This is a genomic window from Citrobacter sp. wls613, assembly GCF_005281195.1.
Taxonomy (GTDB): domain Bacteria; phylum Pseudomonadota; class Gammaproteobacteria; order Enterobacterales; family Enterobacteriaceae; genus Citrobacter; species Citrobacter gillenii.
Genome location: NZ_SZXN01000080.1, coordinates 173533 through 189024, shown reverse-complemented (window position 1 = coordinate 189024; position 15492 = coordinate 173533). Strand labels below are relative to the sequence as shown.

Annotated in this window: 15 protein-coding genes; 11 read left to right on the top strand and 4 right to left on the bottom strand. The window is 52.5% G+C overall.

The annotated features are described in order from the left end of the window. Positions 1-23: 23 nt before the first annotated feature. On the bottom strand, positions 24-539 hold the full coding sequence (ompX, locus tag FDX01_RS19850) for an outer membrane protein OmpX (protein ID WP_096757749.1): 516 nt from the start codon (positions 537-539) through the stop codon (positions 24-26). Positions 540-882: 343 nt separating this feature from the next. On the opposite strand from ompX, the gene rhtA reads away from it, so the two are divergent. The 6 genes from rhtA (at position 883) to ybiO (ending at position 7559) form a co-directional block, all read left to right on the top strand. Continuing rightward, complete coding sequence (gene rhtA, locus FDX01_RS19845; protein WP_096757750.1) at positions 883-1770, top strand: threonine/homoserine exporter RhtA; 888 nt, start codon at positions 883-885, stop codon at positions 1768-1770. A 304-nt stretch (positions 1771-2074) separates the two neighbouring features. Next, positions 2075-2578 carry a DNA starvation/stationary phase protection protein Dps gene (dps, locus tag FDX01_RS19840; RefSeq protein WP_117341677.1) on the top strand — a complete coding sequence of 168 codons (504 nt, stop codon included), beginning with the start codon at positions 2075-2077 and terminating at the stop codon, positions 2576-2578. A gap of 365 nt (positions 2579-2943) precedes the next feature. After that, complete coding sequence (gene glnH / locus FDX01_RS19835) at positions 2944-3690, top strand: glutamine ABC transporter substrate-binding protein GlnH (RefSeq protein ID WP_096757752.1); 747 nt, start codon at positions 2944-2946, stop codon at positions 3688-3690. A gap of 137 nt (positions 3691-3827) precedes the next feature. After that, positions 3828-4487, top strand: a complete 660-nt coding sequence (gene glnP, locus FDX01_RS19830) for a glutamine ABC transporter permease GlnP (RefSeq protein WP_096757753.1) — start codon at positions 3828-3830, stop codon at positions 4485-4487. Next, on the top strand, positions 4484-5206 hold the full coding sequence (glnQ, locus tag FDX01_RS19825; RefSeq protein ID WP_115258988.1) for a glutamine ABC transporter ATP-binding protein GlnQ: 723 nt from the start codon (positions 4484-4486) through the stop codon (positions 5204-5206). Before glnP ends, glnQ begins: the two co-directional genes overlap by 4 nt. A 118-nt stretch (positions 5207-5324) precedes the next feature. Beyond that, positions 5325-7559: a mechanosensitive channel protein gene (gene ybiO, locus FDX01_RS19820; RefSeq protein WP_137400335.1), complete on the top strand. Its 2235-nt coding sequence runs from the start codon at positions 5325-5327 to the stop codon at positions 7557-7559. Here the strand turns inward: ybiO and rlmF are convergent. Further along, the gene (rlmF, locus tag FDX01_RS19815) at positions 7556-8482 is read right to left on the bottom strand and encodes a 23S rRNA (adenine(1618)-N(6))-methyltransferase RlmF (protein ID WP_096757756.1); all 927 of its coding nucleotides are present in this window, start codon (positions 8480-8482) and stop codon (positions 7556-7558) included. The genes ybiO and rlmF overlap by 4 nt on opposite strands. Positions 8483-8693: 211 nt before the next feature. On the opposite strand from rlmF, the gene mcbA reads away from it, so the two are divergent. The 5 genes from mcbA to ybiJ all read left to right on the top strand — a co-directional run bounded on the left by mcbA (position 8694) and on the right by ybiJ (position 13153). Next, positions 8694-8954 (top strand): DUF1471 family periplasmic protein McbA, encoded by a 261-nt coding sequence (mcbA, locus tag FDX01_RS19810; protein ID WP_096757757.1) that lies wholly within the window; start codon positions 8694-8696, stop codon positions 8952-8954. 288 nt (positions 8955-9242) lie between these two features. After that, positions 9243-11528 carry a catecholate siderophore receptor Fiu gene (locus tag FDX01_RS19805; RefSeq protein WP_137400334.1) on the top strand — a complete coding sequence of 762 codons (2286 nt, stop codon included), beginning with the start codon at positions 9243-9245 and terminating at the stop codon, positions 11526-11528. A 43-nt stretch (positions 11529-11571) separates the two neighbouring features. Next, positions 11572-12249 (top strand): PKHD-type hydroxylase YbiX, encoded by a 678-nt coding sequence (gene ybiX / locus FDX01_RS19800; protein WP_137400333.1) that lies wholly within the window; start codon positions 11572-11574, stop codon positions 12247-12249. 76 nt (positions 12250-12325) lie between these two features. After that, positions 12326-12592, top strand: coding sequence for a DksA/TraR family C4-type zinc finger protein (locus FDX01_RS19795; protein WP_115258991.1), 267 nt, complete (start codon positions 12326-12328; stop codon positions 12590-12592). A gap of 300 nt (positions 12593-12892) precedes the next feature. Continuing rightward, a complete protein-coding gene (gene ybiJ, locus FDX01_RS19790) occupies positions 12893-13153 on the top strand; it encodes a DUF1471 family protein YbiJ (protein ID WP_096757760.1) in 261 nt (86 codons plus the stop codon). 94 nt (positions 13154-13247) lie between these two features. Here the strand turns inward: ybiJ and FDX01_RS19785 are convergent, their stop codons facing one another. After that, positions 13248-14333 carry a malate/lactate/ureidoglycolate dehydrogenase gene (locus FDX01_RS19785; RefSeq protein WP_137400332.1) on the bottom strand — a complete coding sequence of 362 codons (1086 nt, stop codon included), beginning with the start codon at positions 14331-14333 and terminating at the stop codon, positions 13248-13250. Between the two features lie 181 nt (positions 14334-14514). Further along, positions 14515-15483: a DNA-binding protein YbiB gene (gene ybiB / locus FDX01_RS19780; protein WP_117341672.1), complete on the bottom strand. Its 969-nt coding sequence runs from the start codon at positions 15481-15483 to the stop codon at positions 14515-14517. Positions 15484-15492 lie beyond the last annotated feature (9 nt).

Genomic DNA, 15492 nt, shown 5'->3' with positions numbered 1-15492 from the left:
GATTTTTCATATCACCGAAGTGATTAGAAGCGGTAACCCACGCCAGCAATCCAGGTGCCAACGTCAACGCTACGAATACGGCTCTGCTCGTAAGAGAAGTCCAGAGCAACGTTTTCGATCGGGTTGAACTGCAGGCCCGCACCGTAAGAGAAACCGTAGTCGCTGGTGCTGTGGTTGTCAGCAGGAGATGCTGCGTTCTGGAATTTACCGTAGCCAACACCAACAACGCCGTAGATGCTTGCCCAGTCGTTCAGACGGTAAGCAGGACCTGCAGTGATGCCGTAGTATTGGGTTTTGTTGTAGTCGCCAGAAGCATCGGTACGATCTTTTTCAGTGTAAGTGAAAGAACCGATTACGCCCAGCGGGTTGTTGTCCTGCTCGTAGCGATACTTCAGGTTAAAACCGTTCATTTTGTTCGCAGCGCCCTGAGCATCGCTCTGAGCATAACCACCGGTCACGGTAGAAGTAGACGCAACAGCGGAACCTGCGGAGAAAGCCAGAACAGCGGCCAGTGCTGAAAGACATGCAATTTTTTTCATAACCACCTCAAATGTGCTTCAAGTAAATCTTAAGTTTTAAATATACCAAAAATTGATGGGAAACTCTTTGCGATTAGCGATGTCTAACGGGGGTTTTCATGTAACAGAACATTTCAAACACCCACTATCTCTTTCAATTAACATCACTTTTATAACGAATAATGCCATTATTGCGCGCACAATACGGCACATTCATCCGGAAAATTCCTAATCACGCAGATTATTAATCCATCACTTTCAGGCCATTGTACGGATCTGTGCAGTTTTTTTTTCAACGAATACTCAACCACCTGCGTGTATTTCCAGTACACTCGCTCTTTTACTTAAATTGACAGGAGAAAGGATGCTGGGGTCGTCACGTAAAACGCCAGTCTGGTTACCTATTTTGGTTCTGCTGATTGCAATGTCCTCTATACAAAGCGGAGCATCACTGGCGAAGTCGCTATTCCCTGTTGTCGGCGCACCAGGCGTTACCGCGCTACGTCTGGCACTGGGAACGCTAATCCTCATCGCATTCTTTAAACCCTGGCGGTTACGCTTTGCCAAAGAGCAGCGTCTTCCTCTGCTGTTTTATGGTCTGTCGCTGGGTGGGATGAACTATCTCTTCTACCTGTCGATTCAGACCGTCCCGCTCGGTATTGCCGTGGCGCTGGAGTTCACCGGACCGCTGGCAGTCGCGCTGTTCTCTTCCCGACGCCCAGTGGATTTCATTTGGGTCGCACTGGCCGTACTCGGGCTCTGGTTCCTGCTGCCGTTGGGTCAGGACGTGTCGCACGTCGACTTAACCGGAGCCGCATTGGCGCTGGGCGCAGGTGCCTGCTGGGCAGTCTATATTCTTACCGGCCAGCGTGCTGGTGAAGAGCATGGCCCGGCAACCGTGGCGGTAGGGTCGCTGATTGCAGCGATCATTTTCGTGCCGCTGGGCGCGATTCAGGCCGGAGATGCGCTGTGGCACTGGTCGATTCTGCCATTGGGCTTAGCGGTCGCCGTCCTCTCTACGGCGCTGCCCTATTCGCTGGAAATGATCGCCTTAACGCGCCTGCCTACGCGCACTTTTGGCACGCTGATGAGCATGGAGCCTGCGCTGGCGGCTGTTTCGGGCATGATCTTCCTCGGAGAAACGCTGACGATGGTACAAATGCTGGCGCTGGGAGCCATTATTGCCGCGTCAATGGGCTCTACGCTCACCATCCGTAAAGAGCCGCAAATTAAGCAACTTGACGTGAATTAACCTGCCGTTATTCTGCATGGTTTGCATAATCATGCAGAATAGCCTTTTGTTTATCTCAGTGATTATTATTCTTATAGCGCCATTGTTTCTCAATTCCTATTTCCTACGAATATAAACATCCAGAAAAAATAGCTGACAACAGATTACAATTGCACTTATGCATATGATCCAATTGAATATTTATATTTCGCATCCTGTTCACTATTAAAGTGATAGGTAAGGCCAGAAAATTAAAACTAATTTTAGGTCTATACTTACTCTCGTTGAATGACCTGGAACATAGATATCAAGAGGATATGAGATTATGAGTACCGCAAAACTGGTAAAAGCAAAAGCATCCCCCCTTCTTTATACCCGTAACGATGTATCCGACAGTGATAAGAAAGCGACCGTGGAGCTGTTGAATCAGCAGGTGATCCAGTTCATCGACCTGTCACTCATCACCAAACAAGCGCACTGGAACATGCGCGGCGCTAATTTTATTGCCGTACATGAAATGCTGGATGGCTTTCGTACCGCGTTAACCGACCACCTCGACACCATGGCCGAGCGCGCCGTGCAGTTAGGTGGCGTAGCGCTGGGGACAACGCAGGTTATTAACAGCAAAACGTCGCTGAAAAGTTACCCGCTGGATATTCACAGCGTGCAGGATCACTTAAAAGAGCTGGCTGAACGCTATGCCGTGGTCGCTAACAGCGTGCGTAAAGCTATTAGTGAAGCCAAAGATGAAGATACCGCCGATATTTTCACCGCTGCGTCACGCGATCTCGACAAATTCTTGTGGTTTATCGAAGCCAACATCGAATAACGGTCATGATAAGAAATTCCTATATAACCCTCGCTCCGGCGGGGGTTTTGCACTTTTTTAGTGCATAACATTGATCGATTATCACTGTAAAGTAAAATATTTGTAATAATCACCTCACACAATCGTTAACGAAAGATTGTTTTATCAACAATTTTTACGCTAAATAGTCATATCGTTTGTGCCGCCCCCTTCACGCACCAAATGAGTGCCCCGAAACGGTGCAGGCTGCCCACTTTGCCCTACTTATTGTGCAGCAAAACGTAACACCTTCTTGTTAAAACAATAAGTTGCAAAATTGGCACGATTATTTCATTAAGACATATGTTCTCGCAGGGGATCGCCCCGTGGATATAAAAGGAAATCCTATGAAGTCTGTATTAAAAGTTTCACTGGCTGCACTTACCCTGGCTTTTGCGGTGTCTTCTCATGCCGCGGATAAGAAACTCGTTGTCGCAACTGACACCGCTTTTGTTCCGTTTGAATTCAAGCAGGGTGACAAATACGTCGGTTTTGATGTGGATCTGTGGGCTGCCGTGGCCAAAGAGCTGAAGCTGGATTATGAACTGAAACCGATGGATTTCAGCGGCATCATCCCTGCGCTACAAACCAAAAATATCGATTTGGCGCTGGCAGGTATCACCATCACCGAAGAACGTAAAAAAGCGATCGACTTCTCTGACGGCTACTACAAAAGCGGCCTGTTAGTGATGGTTAAAGCCAACAATAACGACGTGAAAAGCGTGAAAGATCTGGATGGCAAAGTGGTTGCGGTTAAAGGCGGAACCGGTTCTGTCGATTACGCGAAAGCAAACATCAAAACCAAAGATCTGCGTCAGTTCCCGAACATCGATAACGCGTATATGGAACTGGGCACTAACCGCGCAGATGCCGTCCTGCACGACACACCAAACATTCTTTACTTCATCAAAACTGCGGGCAACGGCCAGTTCAAAGCCGTAGGCGATTCTCTGGAAGCCCAACAGTACGGTATTGCCTTCCCGAAAGGCAGCGACGAACTGCGTGAGAAAGTGAACGGCGCGCTGAAAACGCTGAAAGAGAACGGCACATACAACGAAATCTACAAAAAATGGTTCGGTACTGAACCTAAATAATAACTCGCGATGTTGCCCGGTAGCGCGAAGCTTACCGGGCCTACACCAGCAGATTTGAGACCTGTAGGCCGGATAAGCCTGGCGCATCCGGCAAAACAGGCATTTGAATATTTACACCACGGTAACAGGAACGACATATGCAGTTTGACTGGAGTGCCATTTGGCCCGCCATTCCGCTCTTGATTGAAGGCGCCAAAATGACCCTGTGGATTTCGGTCCTCGGTCTGGCTGGCGGCCTGGTAATCGGGCTGGCAGCAGGTTTTGCACGTACCTTCGGCGGTTGGATAGCCAACCACGTTGCGCTGGTATTTATCGAAGTCATCCGCGGCACCCCCATTGTTGTGCAGGTGATGTTTATTTACTTCGCCCTGCCGATGGCGTTTAACGACTTACGCATTGATCCTTTCAGCGCCGCCGTCGTCACCATCATGATTAACTCCGGTGCCTACATCGCGGAAATCACCCGTGGCGCAGTGCTCTCAATTCATAAAGGTTTCAGCGAAGCCGGGCTGGCGCTGGGTCTCTCACGCACAGAGACTATTCGTCACGTCATTTTACCGCTCGCGCTGCGTCGTATGCTGCCACCGCTGGGTAACCAGTGGATCATCAGCATTAAAGATACCTCACTGTTTATTGTCATTGGCGTCGCTGAACTGACCCGTCAGGGTCAGGAAATCATTGCCGGTAACTTCCGCGCACTGGAAATCTGGAGCGCCGTTGCGGTGTTCTATCTGATTATTACGCTGGTGCTGAGCTTCGTTCTGCGTCGTCTGGAAAGAAGGATGAAAATCCTGTGATTGAATTTAAAAACGTCTCTAAGCATTTTGGTCCTACCCAGGTGCTGCATAACATCGATCTGAATATTGGTCAGGGCGAAGTCGTGGTGATTATCGGGCCTTCCGGCTCCGGTAAGTCGACCCTGCTGCGCTGCATTAACAAGCTGGAAGAGATAACCTCCGGCGAACTGATTGTCGATGGTCTGAAGGTCAACGATCCGAAGGTCGACGAGCGGTTAATACGCCAGGAAGCCGGGATGGTATTCCAGCAGTTCTATCTGTTCCCACACCTGACCGCGCTGGAGAATGTCATGTTTGGGCCGCTGCGCGTGCGCGGGGCGAAGAAAGATCAGGCTGAGAAACAGGCCAAAGAGTTACTGGCTAAAGTGGGCCTCGCCGAGCGTGCGCATCACTACCCTTCTGAGCTTTCAGGCGGCCAGCAACAGCGTGTGGCGATCGCCCGTGCGCTGGCGGTGAAGCCAAAAATGATGCTGTTTGATGAGCCGACCTCAGCCCTTGACCCGGAACTGCGTCACGAAGTGCTGAAAGTCATGCAGGATCTGGCGGAAGAAGGTATGACGATGGTGATTGTGACCCACGAAATCGGCTTTGCCGAAAAAGTGGCCTCACGCCTGATCTTCATTGATAAGGGCCGTATTGCCGAAGACGGTAATCCGCAAACCTTGATTGAAAATCCGCCCAGCCAGCGTCTGCAGGAATTTTTACAGCACGTTTCCTGATGCTGACACCTCCCTTCTCCCCGAAGGGAGGTTCTCCCCCAGAATGTTCTGATTTCATGCCCCTCCCGTCCGGGCATCTATACTTATCCTTTTGTGTTTGTTTCTCATGGGAGGAGTCATGCGGTGGATCTTATTCATCTGTTTTTTTCTACTGAGCGTCCCCGTTCAGGCGGTCACGATACCCGGCGTAACGTCCACCGCCTCCGCCAGCCCACCAGCGGAGCCCGCTGCTGAACCTGACGTTGAGCAAAAAAAAGCCGCCTACGGTGCCCTGGCAGACGTGCTGGAGAATAATGCCTCACGCCAGGAGTTGATAGGTCAACTGCGTAAAGTAGCGGCAACGCCGCCTCCTGCACCGGTCCCCACTATCGTCCCTCCCACGCTGACGGAAGAAAAAACGGTACTCGAGAACGTGACCGATGTCAGTCGCCACTACGGGGAAGCTCTCTCCAGCCGATTCGCCCAGCTTTATCGTAATATCACCGATGCTCCGCACAAAACCTTTAATCCGCAATCGTTCACCAATGCCCTGACTCACTTTTTTATGCTGGCGGTATCCGTGTTCGGATTTTACTGGTTGGTACGCTTATATGCGCTGCCGCTGTATCGCAAAATGGGGCAATGGGCGCGGCAAAAAAATCGTGACCGCAGCAACTGGTTACAGCTTCCCGCCATGATTATTGGCGCATTCATCATCGATTTATTGCTGCTGGCCCTGACGCTGTTTGTTGGGCAGATCTTAAGCGATCGCATGAACGCCGGCAGCCGCACCATCGCTTTCCAGCAAAGTTTGTTTCTTAATGCCTTCGCGTTGATTGAGTTCTTTAAGGCCATTTTACGCCTGATATTTTGCCCGACGGTGGCCGAGTTGCGTCCGTTCAACATTCAGACTGCAAGCGCACGCTACTGGAATCGTCGCCTGAGCTCACTCAGCAGCCTGATTGGCTACGGGCTGATCGTGGTGGTGCCCATCGTCTCGAATCAGGTCAATGTACAGGTTGGCGCCATGGCTAACGTTATCATCATGCTGTGCATTACGTTGTGGGCGCTGTATCTGATCTTCAGGAACAAGAAAGAGATCACCGAGCATTTGCAAAGTCTGGCAGAAAGGTCGCTGGCTTTTTTCAGCCTGTTTATCCGCGCCTTTGCGCTGGTTTGGCATTGGCTGGCCAGCGCCTATTTCATCGTGCTGTTTTTCTTCTCGCTGTTTGATCCGGGCAACAGCCTGAAGTTTATGATGGGGGCAACGCTGCGCAGCCTGGTGATTATCGGCATCGCCGCCTTTATTTCTGGCATGTTTTCCCGCTGGATCGCCAAAACCATTACGCTTTCACCACACACCCAGCGCATTTATCCGGAATTGCAAAAACGCCTGAATGGTTGGCTGTCGACGGCGTTAAGCATCGCGCGGATCCTGACGGTCTGTGTCGCCATCATGTTGCTGCTCAACGCCTGGGGGCTGTTCGACTTCTGGAACTGGCTGCATTACGGCGCGGGAGAAAAAACGGTGGATATTCTGATCCGTATCGCGCTGATTTTATTCTTCTCCGCTATCGGCTGGACCCTGCTCGCCAGCCTGATTGAAAACCGCCTGACCTCGGATATCCACGGCCGGCCCCTGCCCAGCGCACGTACCCGTACACTGTTGACACTGTTTCGCAACGCGCTGGCGGTGATTATCAGCACCATCACTATCATGATCGTGTTGTCGGAAATTGGGGTCAATATTGCCCCGTTACTGGCAGGCGCGGGCGCGCTGGGGCTGGCTATCTCCTTCGGCTCGCAGACGCTGGTAAAAGATATTATTACCGGGATCTTTATCCAGTTTGAAAATGGCATGAACACCGGTGATTTGGTTACCATCGGTCCGCTAACCGGCACGGTTGAGCGCATGTCGATTCGCTCAGTCGGTGTGCGCCAGGACACCGGGGCGTACCATATTATCCCGTGGTCATCGATAACCACCTTCGCCAACTTTGTACGGGGCATTGGATCGGTCGTCGCCAATTACGACGTGGACCGCCATGAGGATGCCGATAAAGCCAATCAGGCGTTGAAGGATGCCGTTACGGCGGTGATGGAACGAGAAGATATTCGCGGATTCATTATTGGCGAGCCGTCATTCGCGGGCATTGTCGGGTTAACCAATACGGCGTTTACGCTGCGGGTGTCGTTCACCACCTTACCGCTGAAGCAGTGGGCGGTACGCTTTGCACTCGACAGTCAGGTGAAAAAATACTTTGATTTGGCCAACGTGCGCGCGCCGGTACAGACCTACCAGGTTTTGCCCGCACCGGTGAATGGCCCCACGGCAGCAGCCGATCCGCTGCCGCCGACAGAACCGACGATTTAGCGCTGACGCGCCATAAAACGGCGACGCTGATCGTTATCCATAAAGGTCCAGGCAATAAAGCGGCTGTGCTTTTGCCCCTGGGCCATCTCTTTTTTGACCACTTTCACCGCCCCCACATCCGTCAGGGCGTGGTACAGCGGTGGCAGATTTTCACCGCGTGAAACCAGCGTGGTGAACCACATCACCTGGCGACCAAAGGCCTGGCTTTCGGCGATCATTTTTTTGATAAACGCCACTTCGCCACCTTCACACCAGAGCTCCTCCTGTTTCCCACCAAAGTTCAGCGCATCGTCTTTGTCCTGTCCCAGGTTACGACGTTTACGCTCACTTCCGGCGCGGGCAGAAGCCGCTGAATCATGGAACGGCGGATTGCACAGTGTCGCTTCGAACTGTTCATTCTTATGAATAATTCCGTTGAAGATAGACGACAAATCTTTCTGACGGCGCAGGCGAATAGCACGGGTTAACCCAGGATTACCGTTAACGATCGCCAGTGCGCTGCTCAATGCTTCCTGGCTGGTCTCACTGCCGGTAAACCGCCAGCCATATTCGTGCACGCCAATCAGCGGATAAATACAGTTTGCCCCAACGCCGACGTCCAGCACGCTCGCATTCGCCGGGATAGTTCCCGTCGTTTCGCCCAACAGATCGGCCAGATGATGAATGTAATCCGCCCGACCCGGTACCGGTGGGCACAGGTAACCTTGCGGAATATCCCAATTAGCCACCGCATAGTAATGCGCCAGCAGGGCTTTATTCAGCGCCTTCACAGCCAATGGGTTAGCAAAATCAACGCTCTGCTCGCCGCCTGGCGTAATGGTGAGGAATTGCGTCAATTCGGGCGTAACCTGGCATAACGTGGCAAGATCGTAACGGCCATTGTGGCGGTTGCGTGGGTGTAATCCCGGTTTCTGGGGGGGCATAACATTCTCCTATTAACAGCGGCGTAAGATACCCGCATAACGCCACGCGGTAAACACGCATGGCACGGAAAATCGATAATTTGTGCTGGATTTCCACAAAACAAATCGTTCAAAAAACACTCGGTTGTCCATCAATTTTTTGCGGTAAACGTCCGGCAATGACGTCCTAAACTTATCAGGCACTACCCGTTGTTTCTCAGAGGATATCATTATGAAGAAATGCCTCACACTCCTTGCCGCTACCGTACTCACCGGCATGACATTTGCGTCTTTTGCTGCACCGCCTAACACCAGTCCTGCCACCGGCCCGCTACAGGCTTCCGGAACCGTGTCGGCTACCGGCGCGTCAAGCCTGACCGATCTTGAAGACAAGCTGGCGGAAAAAGCGAAAGAGCAAGGCGCAAAAGGCTTTGTGGTTAATGCTGCTGGCGGTAAAAATCAGATGTACGGTACCGCAACTATCTACAAGTAATCTCCCTCAGCCTAACTGCATTCGTCCTGAATGCAGTTTTCTTTTTTGCTCTCCGTACTCCCTGCACAATTTGTAACCATCATGTTGGAATTTTGAATCCAATGTAAATAAATGTATTTATTTTTGAATTAATGAATGCTAAAAAGTCGCACTGATTAATAATGCTTATCAAAATCATTATCAATTACGCATTTCATTACGGCGAGACCTGCAGGCGTAACATCCAAAGAGATGTCCCTTCGCACGAGTGAAACCTTCTACTCAAAAAATAATAAGCTACTCATTAACATGGATAAAAATCGCAACCTGCCGTCCAGTAGTTTCCATTCACTCACCTTTTTTGCCGGTCTGTGCATCGGCCTGTCTCCGGTCGCTCAGGCAGTCGCTGCAGGCGATCAGGATAAGAAACAAGAAGATACGCTGGTCGTAGAAGCCGCCAAACCGTCGCTGTACGCCCCCACCCACTCTGCCGATCCGAAATTCTCCCGTCCTGTTGCTGATACGACGCGCACCATGACGGTGATTTCTGAGCAGGTCATTAAGGATCAAGGGGCAACAAATCTGACCGATGCCCTAAAGAACGTGCCGGGCGTAGGCGCATTTTTCGCCGGTGAAAACGGCAACTCCACCACCGGTGACGCGATTTATATGCGTGGGGCCGATACGTCGAACAGCATTTACATCGACGGCGTTCGCGATATTGGCAGCGTGACGCGCGATACCTTCAATACAGAACAAGTTGAAGTAATTAAAGGTCCTTCCGGTACCGATTATGGCCGCAGCGCGCCGACCGGCTCTATCAACATGATCAGCAAGCAACCGCGCACTGACTCCGGCATTGATGCCTCTGCCAGCGTCGGCAGCGCCTGGTTCCGCCGCGGTACGCTGGACATCAATCAGGTAATTGGCGAGACCACCGCCGCACGATTAAACCTGATGGGCGAAAAGACGCACGATGCCGGACGCGATAGCGTTAAAAATGAACGTTACGGCGTGGCCCCGTCCATCGCCTTTGGTTTAGGCACTGAAAATCGTCTGTATCTGAACTACTTGCATGTCACCCAGCACAACACGCCGGACGGCGGTGTTCCCACCATCGGCCTGCCGGGGTACTCTGCACCTTCTGCGGGGACTTCTGCCCTGAATCATTCAGGGAAAGTGGATACGCATAATTTCTATGGCACCGATTCGGATTACGACGACTCGACGACCGATACCGCGACGATGCGCTTTGAGCATGATCTGAGCGACAGCACCACCGTGCGCAATACCACGCGCTGGTCACGAGTCAAACAAGATTACCTGATGACGGCGGTGATGGGCGGCGCGTCAAATATCACGCAGCCAACCAGCAGCGTAGACACCTGGACCTGGTCGCGTCTGGCCAATACCAAAGATGTCAGCAACAAAATCCTCACCAACCAGACCAACCTGACCTCAAAATTTTATACCGGCGCCATTGGCCATGACATCAGCACCGGCGTAGAGTTTACGCGTGAAACGCAGACCAACTACGGCGTAGTGCCGATCACGCCACCGCCGGTGAATATTTACCATCCCAACAGCAACGTCAGCGTGGGTGGATTAAACCGTAACGGTGCCAACGCCAACGGCCAGACCGACACCTTCGGCATTTATGCATTTGACACCTTGCAAATTACCCGTGAGTTTGAGCTGAACGGCGGCATTCGTCTCGATAACTATCGCACCGAGTATGACAGCGCCACTGCATGCGGTGCATCCGGGCGCGGTGCTGTCGCCTGCCCGGCAGGCGTAGCCAAAGGATCGCCGGTCACCACCGTCGATACCGCTAAGTCTGGTAATCTGGTGAACTGGAAAGCGGGTGCGCTTTATCATCTGACAGATAACGGCAACATTTACATTAACTATGCGGTCTCTCAGCAACCGCCGGGTGGCAGCAATTTTGCCCTCGCCCAGAGCGGTACCGGCAACAGCGCCAACCGTACTGATTTTAAACCGCAAAAAGCAAAGACCAGCGAAATTGGCACCAAATGGGAAGTACTGGATAAGCGCCTGCTGTTAACCGCTGCGATTTTCCGCACCGACATTGAGAACGAGGTCGAGCAGAACGATGACGGTACCTGGTCCCAGTATGGGGAGAAACGCGTTGAAGGGTACGAACTGTCGGTAGCCGGCAACATTACCCCGGCATGGCAGGTGATTGGCGGATACACCCAGCAGCGCGCCACGGTCCATAACGGTAAAGACGTCGCTCAGGATGGTTCATCCTCCCTGCCGTATACACCGGAACATGCATTCACCCTGTGGAGTCAGTATCAGGCAACGGATGATATCTCCGTTGGCGCAGGCGCACGCTACGTGGGCAGTATGCATCGCGGCGCGGACGGCGCGGTGGGCACGCCATCCTTTACTGAAAGCTACTGGGTCGCGGATGCCAAACTGGGATATCGCGTAAACCGCAACCTCGATTTCCAGCTTAACGTCTATAACCTGTTTGACACCGATTATGTCTCCTCGATCAACAAGAGCGGATACCGTTACCATCCGGGTGAGCCGAGAACCTTCCTGCTCACCGCCAATATGCATTTCTGATGTATCACGTGGGGCGCAAGCCCCACTTTCAGGAGAAACACTGATGATGTACCACATTCCTGGCGTCTTATCGCCGCAGGACGTTGCCTGGTTTCGCGAACAGTTGGATTCAGCCGAGTGGATAGATGGCCGTGCTACCACTGGCGCTCAGGGCGCTCAGGTCAAAAATAACCAGCAGGTTGATACGCAGAGCGAGCGCTATGTTGCGTTACATAAAGAGGTGCTGGCCGCCGTGAACAGCAGCGCGCTGTTCTTTGCTGCAGCATTGCCAAAAACAATCTCCGCGCCGTTGTTCAATCGTTATCAGAACGCAGAGACCTACGGCTTTCACGTTGATGGCGCGGTGCGTAGCCACCCGGAAAGCGGCTGGATGCGTACCGACCTTTCCGCCACATTATTCTTAAGTGACCCCGACAGCTATGAGGGGGGAGAGTTGCGGGTCAATGACACTTACGGTCAGCATGCGGTCAAACTCCCGGCTGGCGACCTGGTGCTCTACCCTTCCAGCAGTCTGCATTGCGTTACACCGGTGACGCGCGGCGTTCGTATAGCGTCGTTTATGTGGATCCAGTCGATGATCCGCGACGATAAAAAACGCGCCATGCTCTTTGAATTGGATAAGAACATCCAGTCCCTGAAGGCACGCCACGGTGAAAACGCCGAGATCCCATCGCTGCTCAATCTCTACCATAATCTGCTGCGCGAATGGTCTGAAATCTGACGGTGCGCTTGTGCGTTCGTTTTTCATCCATATCATTCACTATAATTATTATACAAACTGAATGTACGGAGGGGCTATGGCATCCGGATGGGCAAATGACGACGCGGTGAACGAACAGATCAACAATACTATTGAAGATGCTGTCGCCCGCGCCCGTGGTGAGTTACCCACGGGTGAAAGTCTGTATGAATGCGAAGAATGTGGCAATCCTATCCCTCAGGCCCGGCGCGAAGCGGTACCTGGGGTACGTTTATGCATCGCCTGCCAGCAGGATAAAGATTCACATAACACCGCATACTCAGGATATAATCGTAGAGGATCGAAAGACAGCCAGCTACGTTGACCCTTCTTTACCAAAAGTTTCAGCGCATACGATTTCCTTTACGAGCACGGTTTTTTGCAATGAGTGTAGCAAAATGTGCCGTTGTCGCTGGCTCTGTAAATCGCAATGACAAGAACTGTAAATCCGCCTTCCGAATTTATTAATATTCAATAAGTTATTTGTCATTCAATTTTTTTGATTGATGTCGTCAATTCTATTCGATTTTCTCTCACCTAAAAAAACGTGATACTTCTCACATCGACAAAACAACGTCTACCGAACAAAACACTGACTAACAGAATAACCTGCGAGAGATTAATCATGAAAAATATCAAATATGCTGTTGCTGCCATCGCCCTGTCTACCCTGTCATTTGGCGCTTTCGCTGCCGAGCCTGTTACTTCCACTCAGGCACAGAGCATGAATAAAGTGGGCGTGGTATCTGCTGATGGCGCCAGCACGCTGGACGGACTGGAAGCCAAACTGGCTGAAAAAGCTGCCGCTGCAGGTGCAAGTGGCTACAGCATTACGTCCGCTGTCGGCAAAGACAAAATGAGCGGCACTGCGGTTATCTACAAATAACCGACGAATTACCTGCAAGACCCAATGCTCCAACCCTCATTGACCCTGTTTGTTACCCTTTGTTTGCCCGTTCACTGGACGGGCTTTTTTTTGCTTACTGTTCCAACCGATGACGGAATTCTTGCAACACCGTCTCCGGCATCCCCACGAACTGCGCCGCCTCACAAATTGCCTGCCAGCTTCCTATATCCAGCGGGATGCCCTGCGCCAGTCGCGCCTCACGCGTATTCACTTCCCACTCACCCGGTAGCAGAACCGGGGCGTCCTCGCCATGCGGCGACGCTTTGACCCATTTCGCAAATGCGGCAACCTGATGGTCACAATCCGGCGCGCCAAATAATTCCGGGTTTAGAATGATCGTCGTCATGCAGTTAATGATGGCGTCAGCGCTGTCCTGCAAACTGTCTTCGTGCGTAGTTTTCCCCCCGGAAAGCGCACCGCCCAGAATTTCGCACATTGCCGCCAGCGCATAGCCTTTATGCTGAGCGAAGGTAAGCAGCGAGCCCAGCGGAGACACCTGCATCACGGCGGGATCGGTAGTCGGAACGCCGTCAGCATCAATCAGACATCCTGGCGCCACTGGCTCACCCTTATGCCACGCAACGCGCGTTTTGCCAAAAGCAATGGCGCTGGTCGCATAGTCCAGCAGCAGGGGGAAATCATTCTTACGCGGAAACACGGCGCAGAAAGGGTTAGTGCCAAACCGGCTGTCACGCCCCTGAAAAGGCGCAACCATCGGGATGCCGACCACATTCACAAAGTGAACGGAAACAAAGCCTGCGGCTGCACATTGCTCTGCCCAATAGCCAATGCGTCCGATGTGATGGGAATTGTGTAGCGCCACCGCGGCAATACCGAACTGACGGGCTTTCTCGATTCCCAGCGTGATAGCTTCATGTGCCGCAACCTGACCAAACGCACTGTCACCGTCAAGCGTTACCACCGCCCCTGCGTCTTTCACCACTTTCGCGTGGCGGTTTAGCTGCAAATGTCCCTGCGAAAAGGAACGAACATAGCTTGGGATCATGCCAATGCCGTGAGAATCGTGCCCGGCAAGGTTCGCGGCGATCAGATGATCGGCAACTAAGCGCGCTTCCTGTTCTTCGCTGCCCATCTGACGAAAAACGGCCTGAATAAAGGCGTGCAGCGTAGGCGCATGAAAGCGGTGTCCACTGTTCATGGTTATCTCCTGTTATGTTGCGTGTTTGTTGTGTTTCTTATTTTTCAACAAACTATGCTGCGCCACGACGCTCAGGAGGTCAATAAACGTGCAGAAATTTCACATTGCAGAAATAGCAGGAATAGCAGAAAGGCGGGAACGGGCAGACCTGTAAATCAGGCCCGCCGGGGAGATGAGTACATCAGAAGCACTGGTCGACGCGGGTAAATCCTTCAGCCAGCGTAGCGACTTCGCCGGTTGCCACCAGGCAGCAGGCCATCTGAATCCTCAACGAGGCCGGTACCGGCTCACTTCCGGCCAGACAACGCTCTATCCAGCGCGCGGTGGTTTCCGGATCTTTTGCCACCGGCAGCGGCACTGGCTCGTCAGGCATCTCGCTCTGGCGGTCCTGCAGCACTCGTACACCAGAATGGTCTATCAGGCTGATCTGCGGGCAACGCTGTGGGTTGGCGTACACCTCCCCTTCCGTGCCGTGCATCAGCAGGCCGCGCCCGCCGATATCACCAAAGAATTTCGCTACCCGCGACACGTACTCCGGGTGCGAAACGCTGGCAAGACGCAGTGCGGCATCTTCAGCAAACGGCGTGGCTAATTTCGCGAGCGTATGCGCACTGTTGCGTACGCCCATCCGCCAGCGCATCGCCAGCTGTTTCTCCAGCGGCGGGCACAGCGCGCTCACTGGGATAAACACCGGCTCATGTCCCTCAAGTTTCGCCTGTGCCTGTCCGGCATGCAGGGTAGGTGCAATCCCCATCAGGTCAAAAATGGTTTCCGTCAGCACGCGGGTTGGATCTTCGCTCACCCCGTGCACCACGACCGGGAAACCCAGCTTATGCAGCAAAATAGCCAGCAGCGGCGTCAGGTTAGCCTGCTTGCGCGCACCGTTGTAGCTGGGAATGACGATAGGCATCGGTTTGGCAACGGGCGGCGTCAGGCGAAGGGTATGGTTTTGCATCGCCTCATAAAAGCCCAGCATTTCTGCCTCACCTTCCCCTTTAATACGCAGCGCAATCAGTACGCCGCCCATCTCAAGGTCAGGCACGTCGCCGTTTAACATGTGGGTATACAGTCCACGAGCGGTATCCTGGTCCAGGTCACGCGCGTGATTTTTACCTCGCCCAATCTCTTTGATGATTTTGCGGTAATCCATCGATAACTC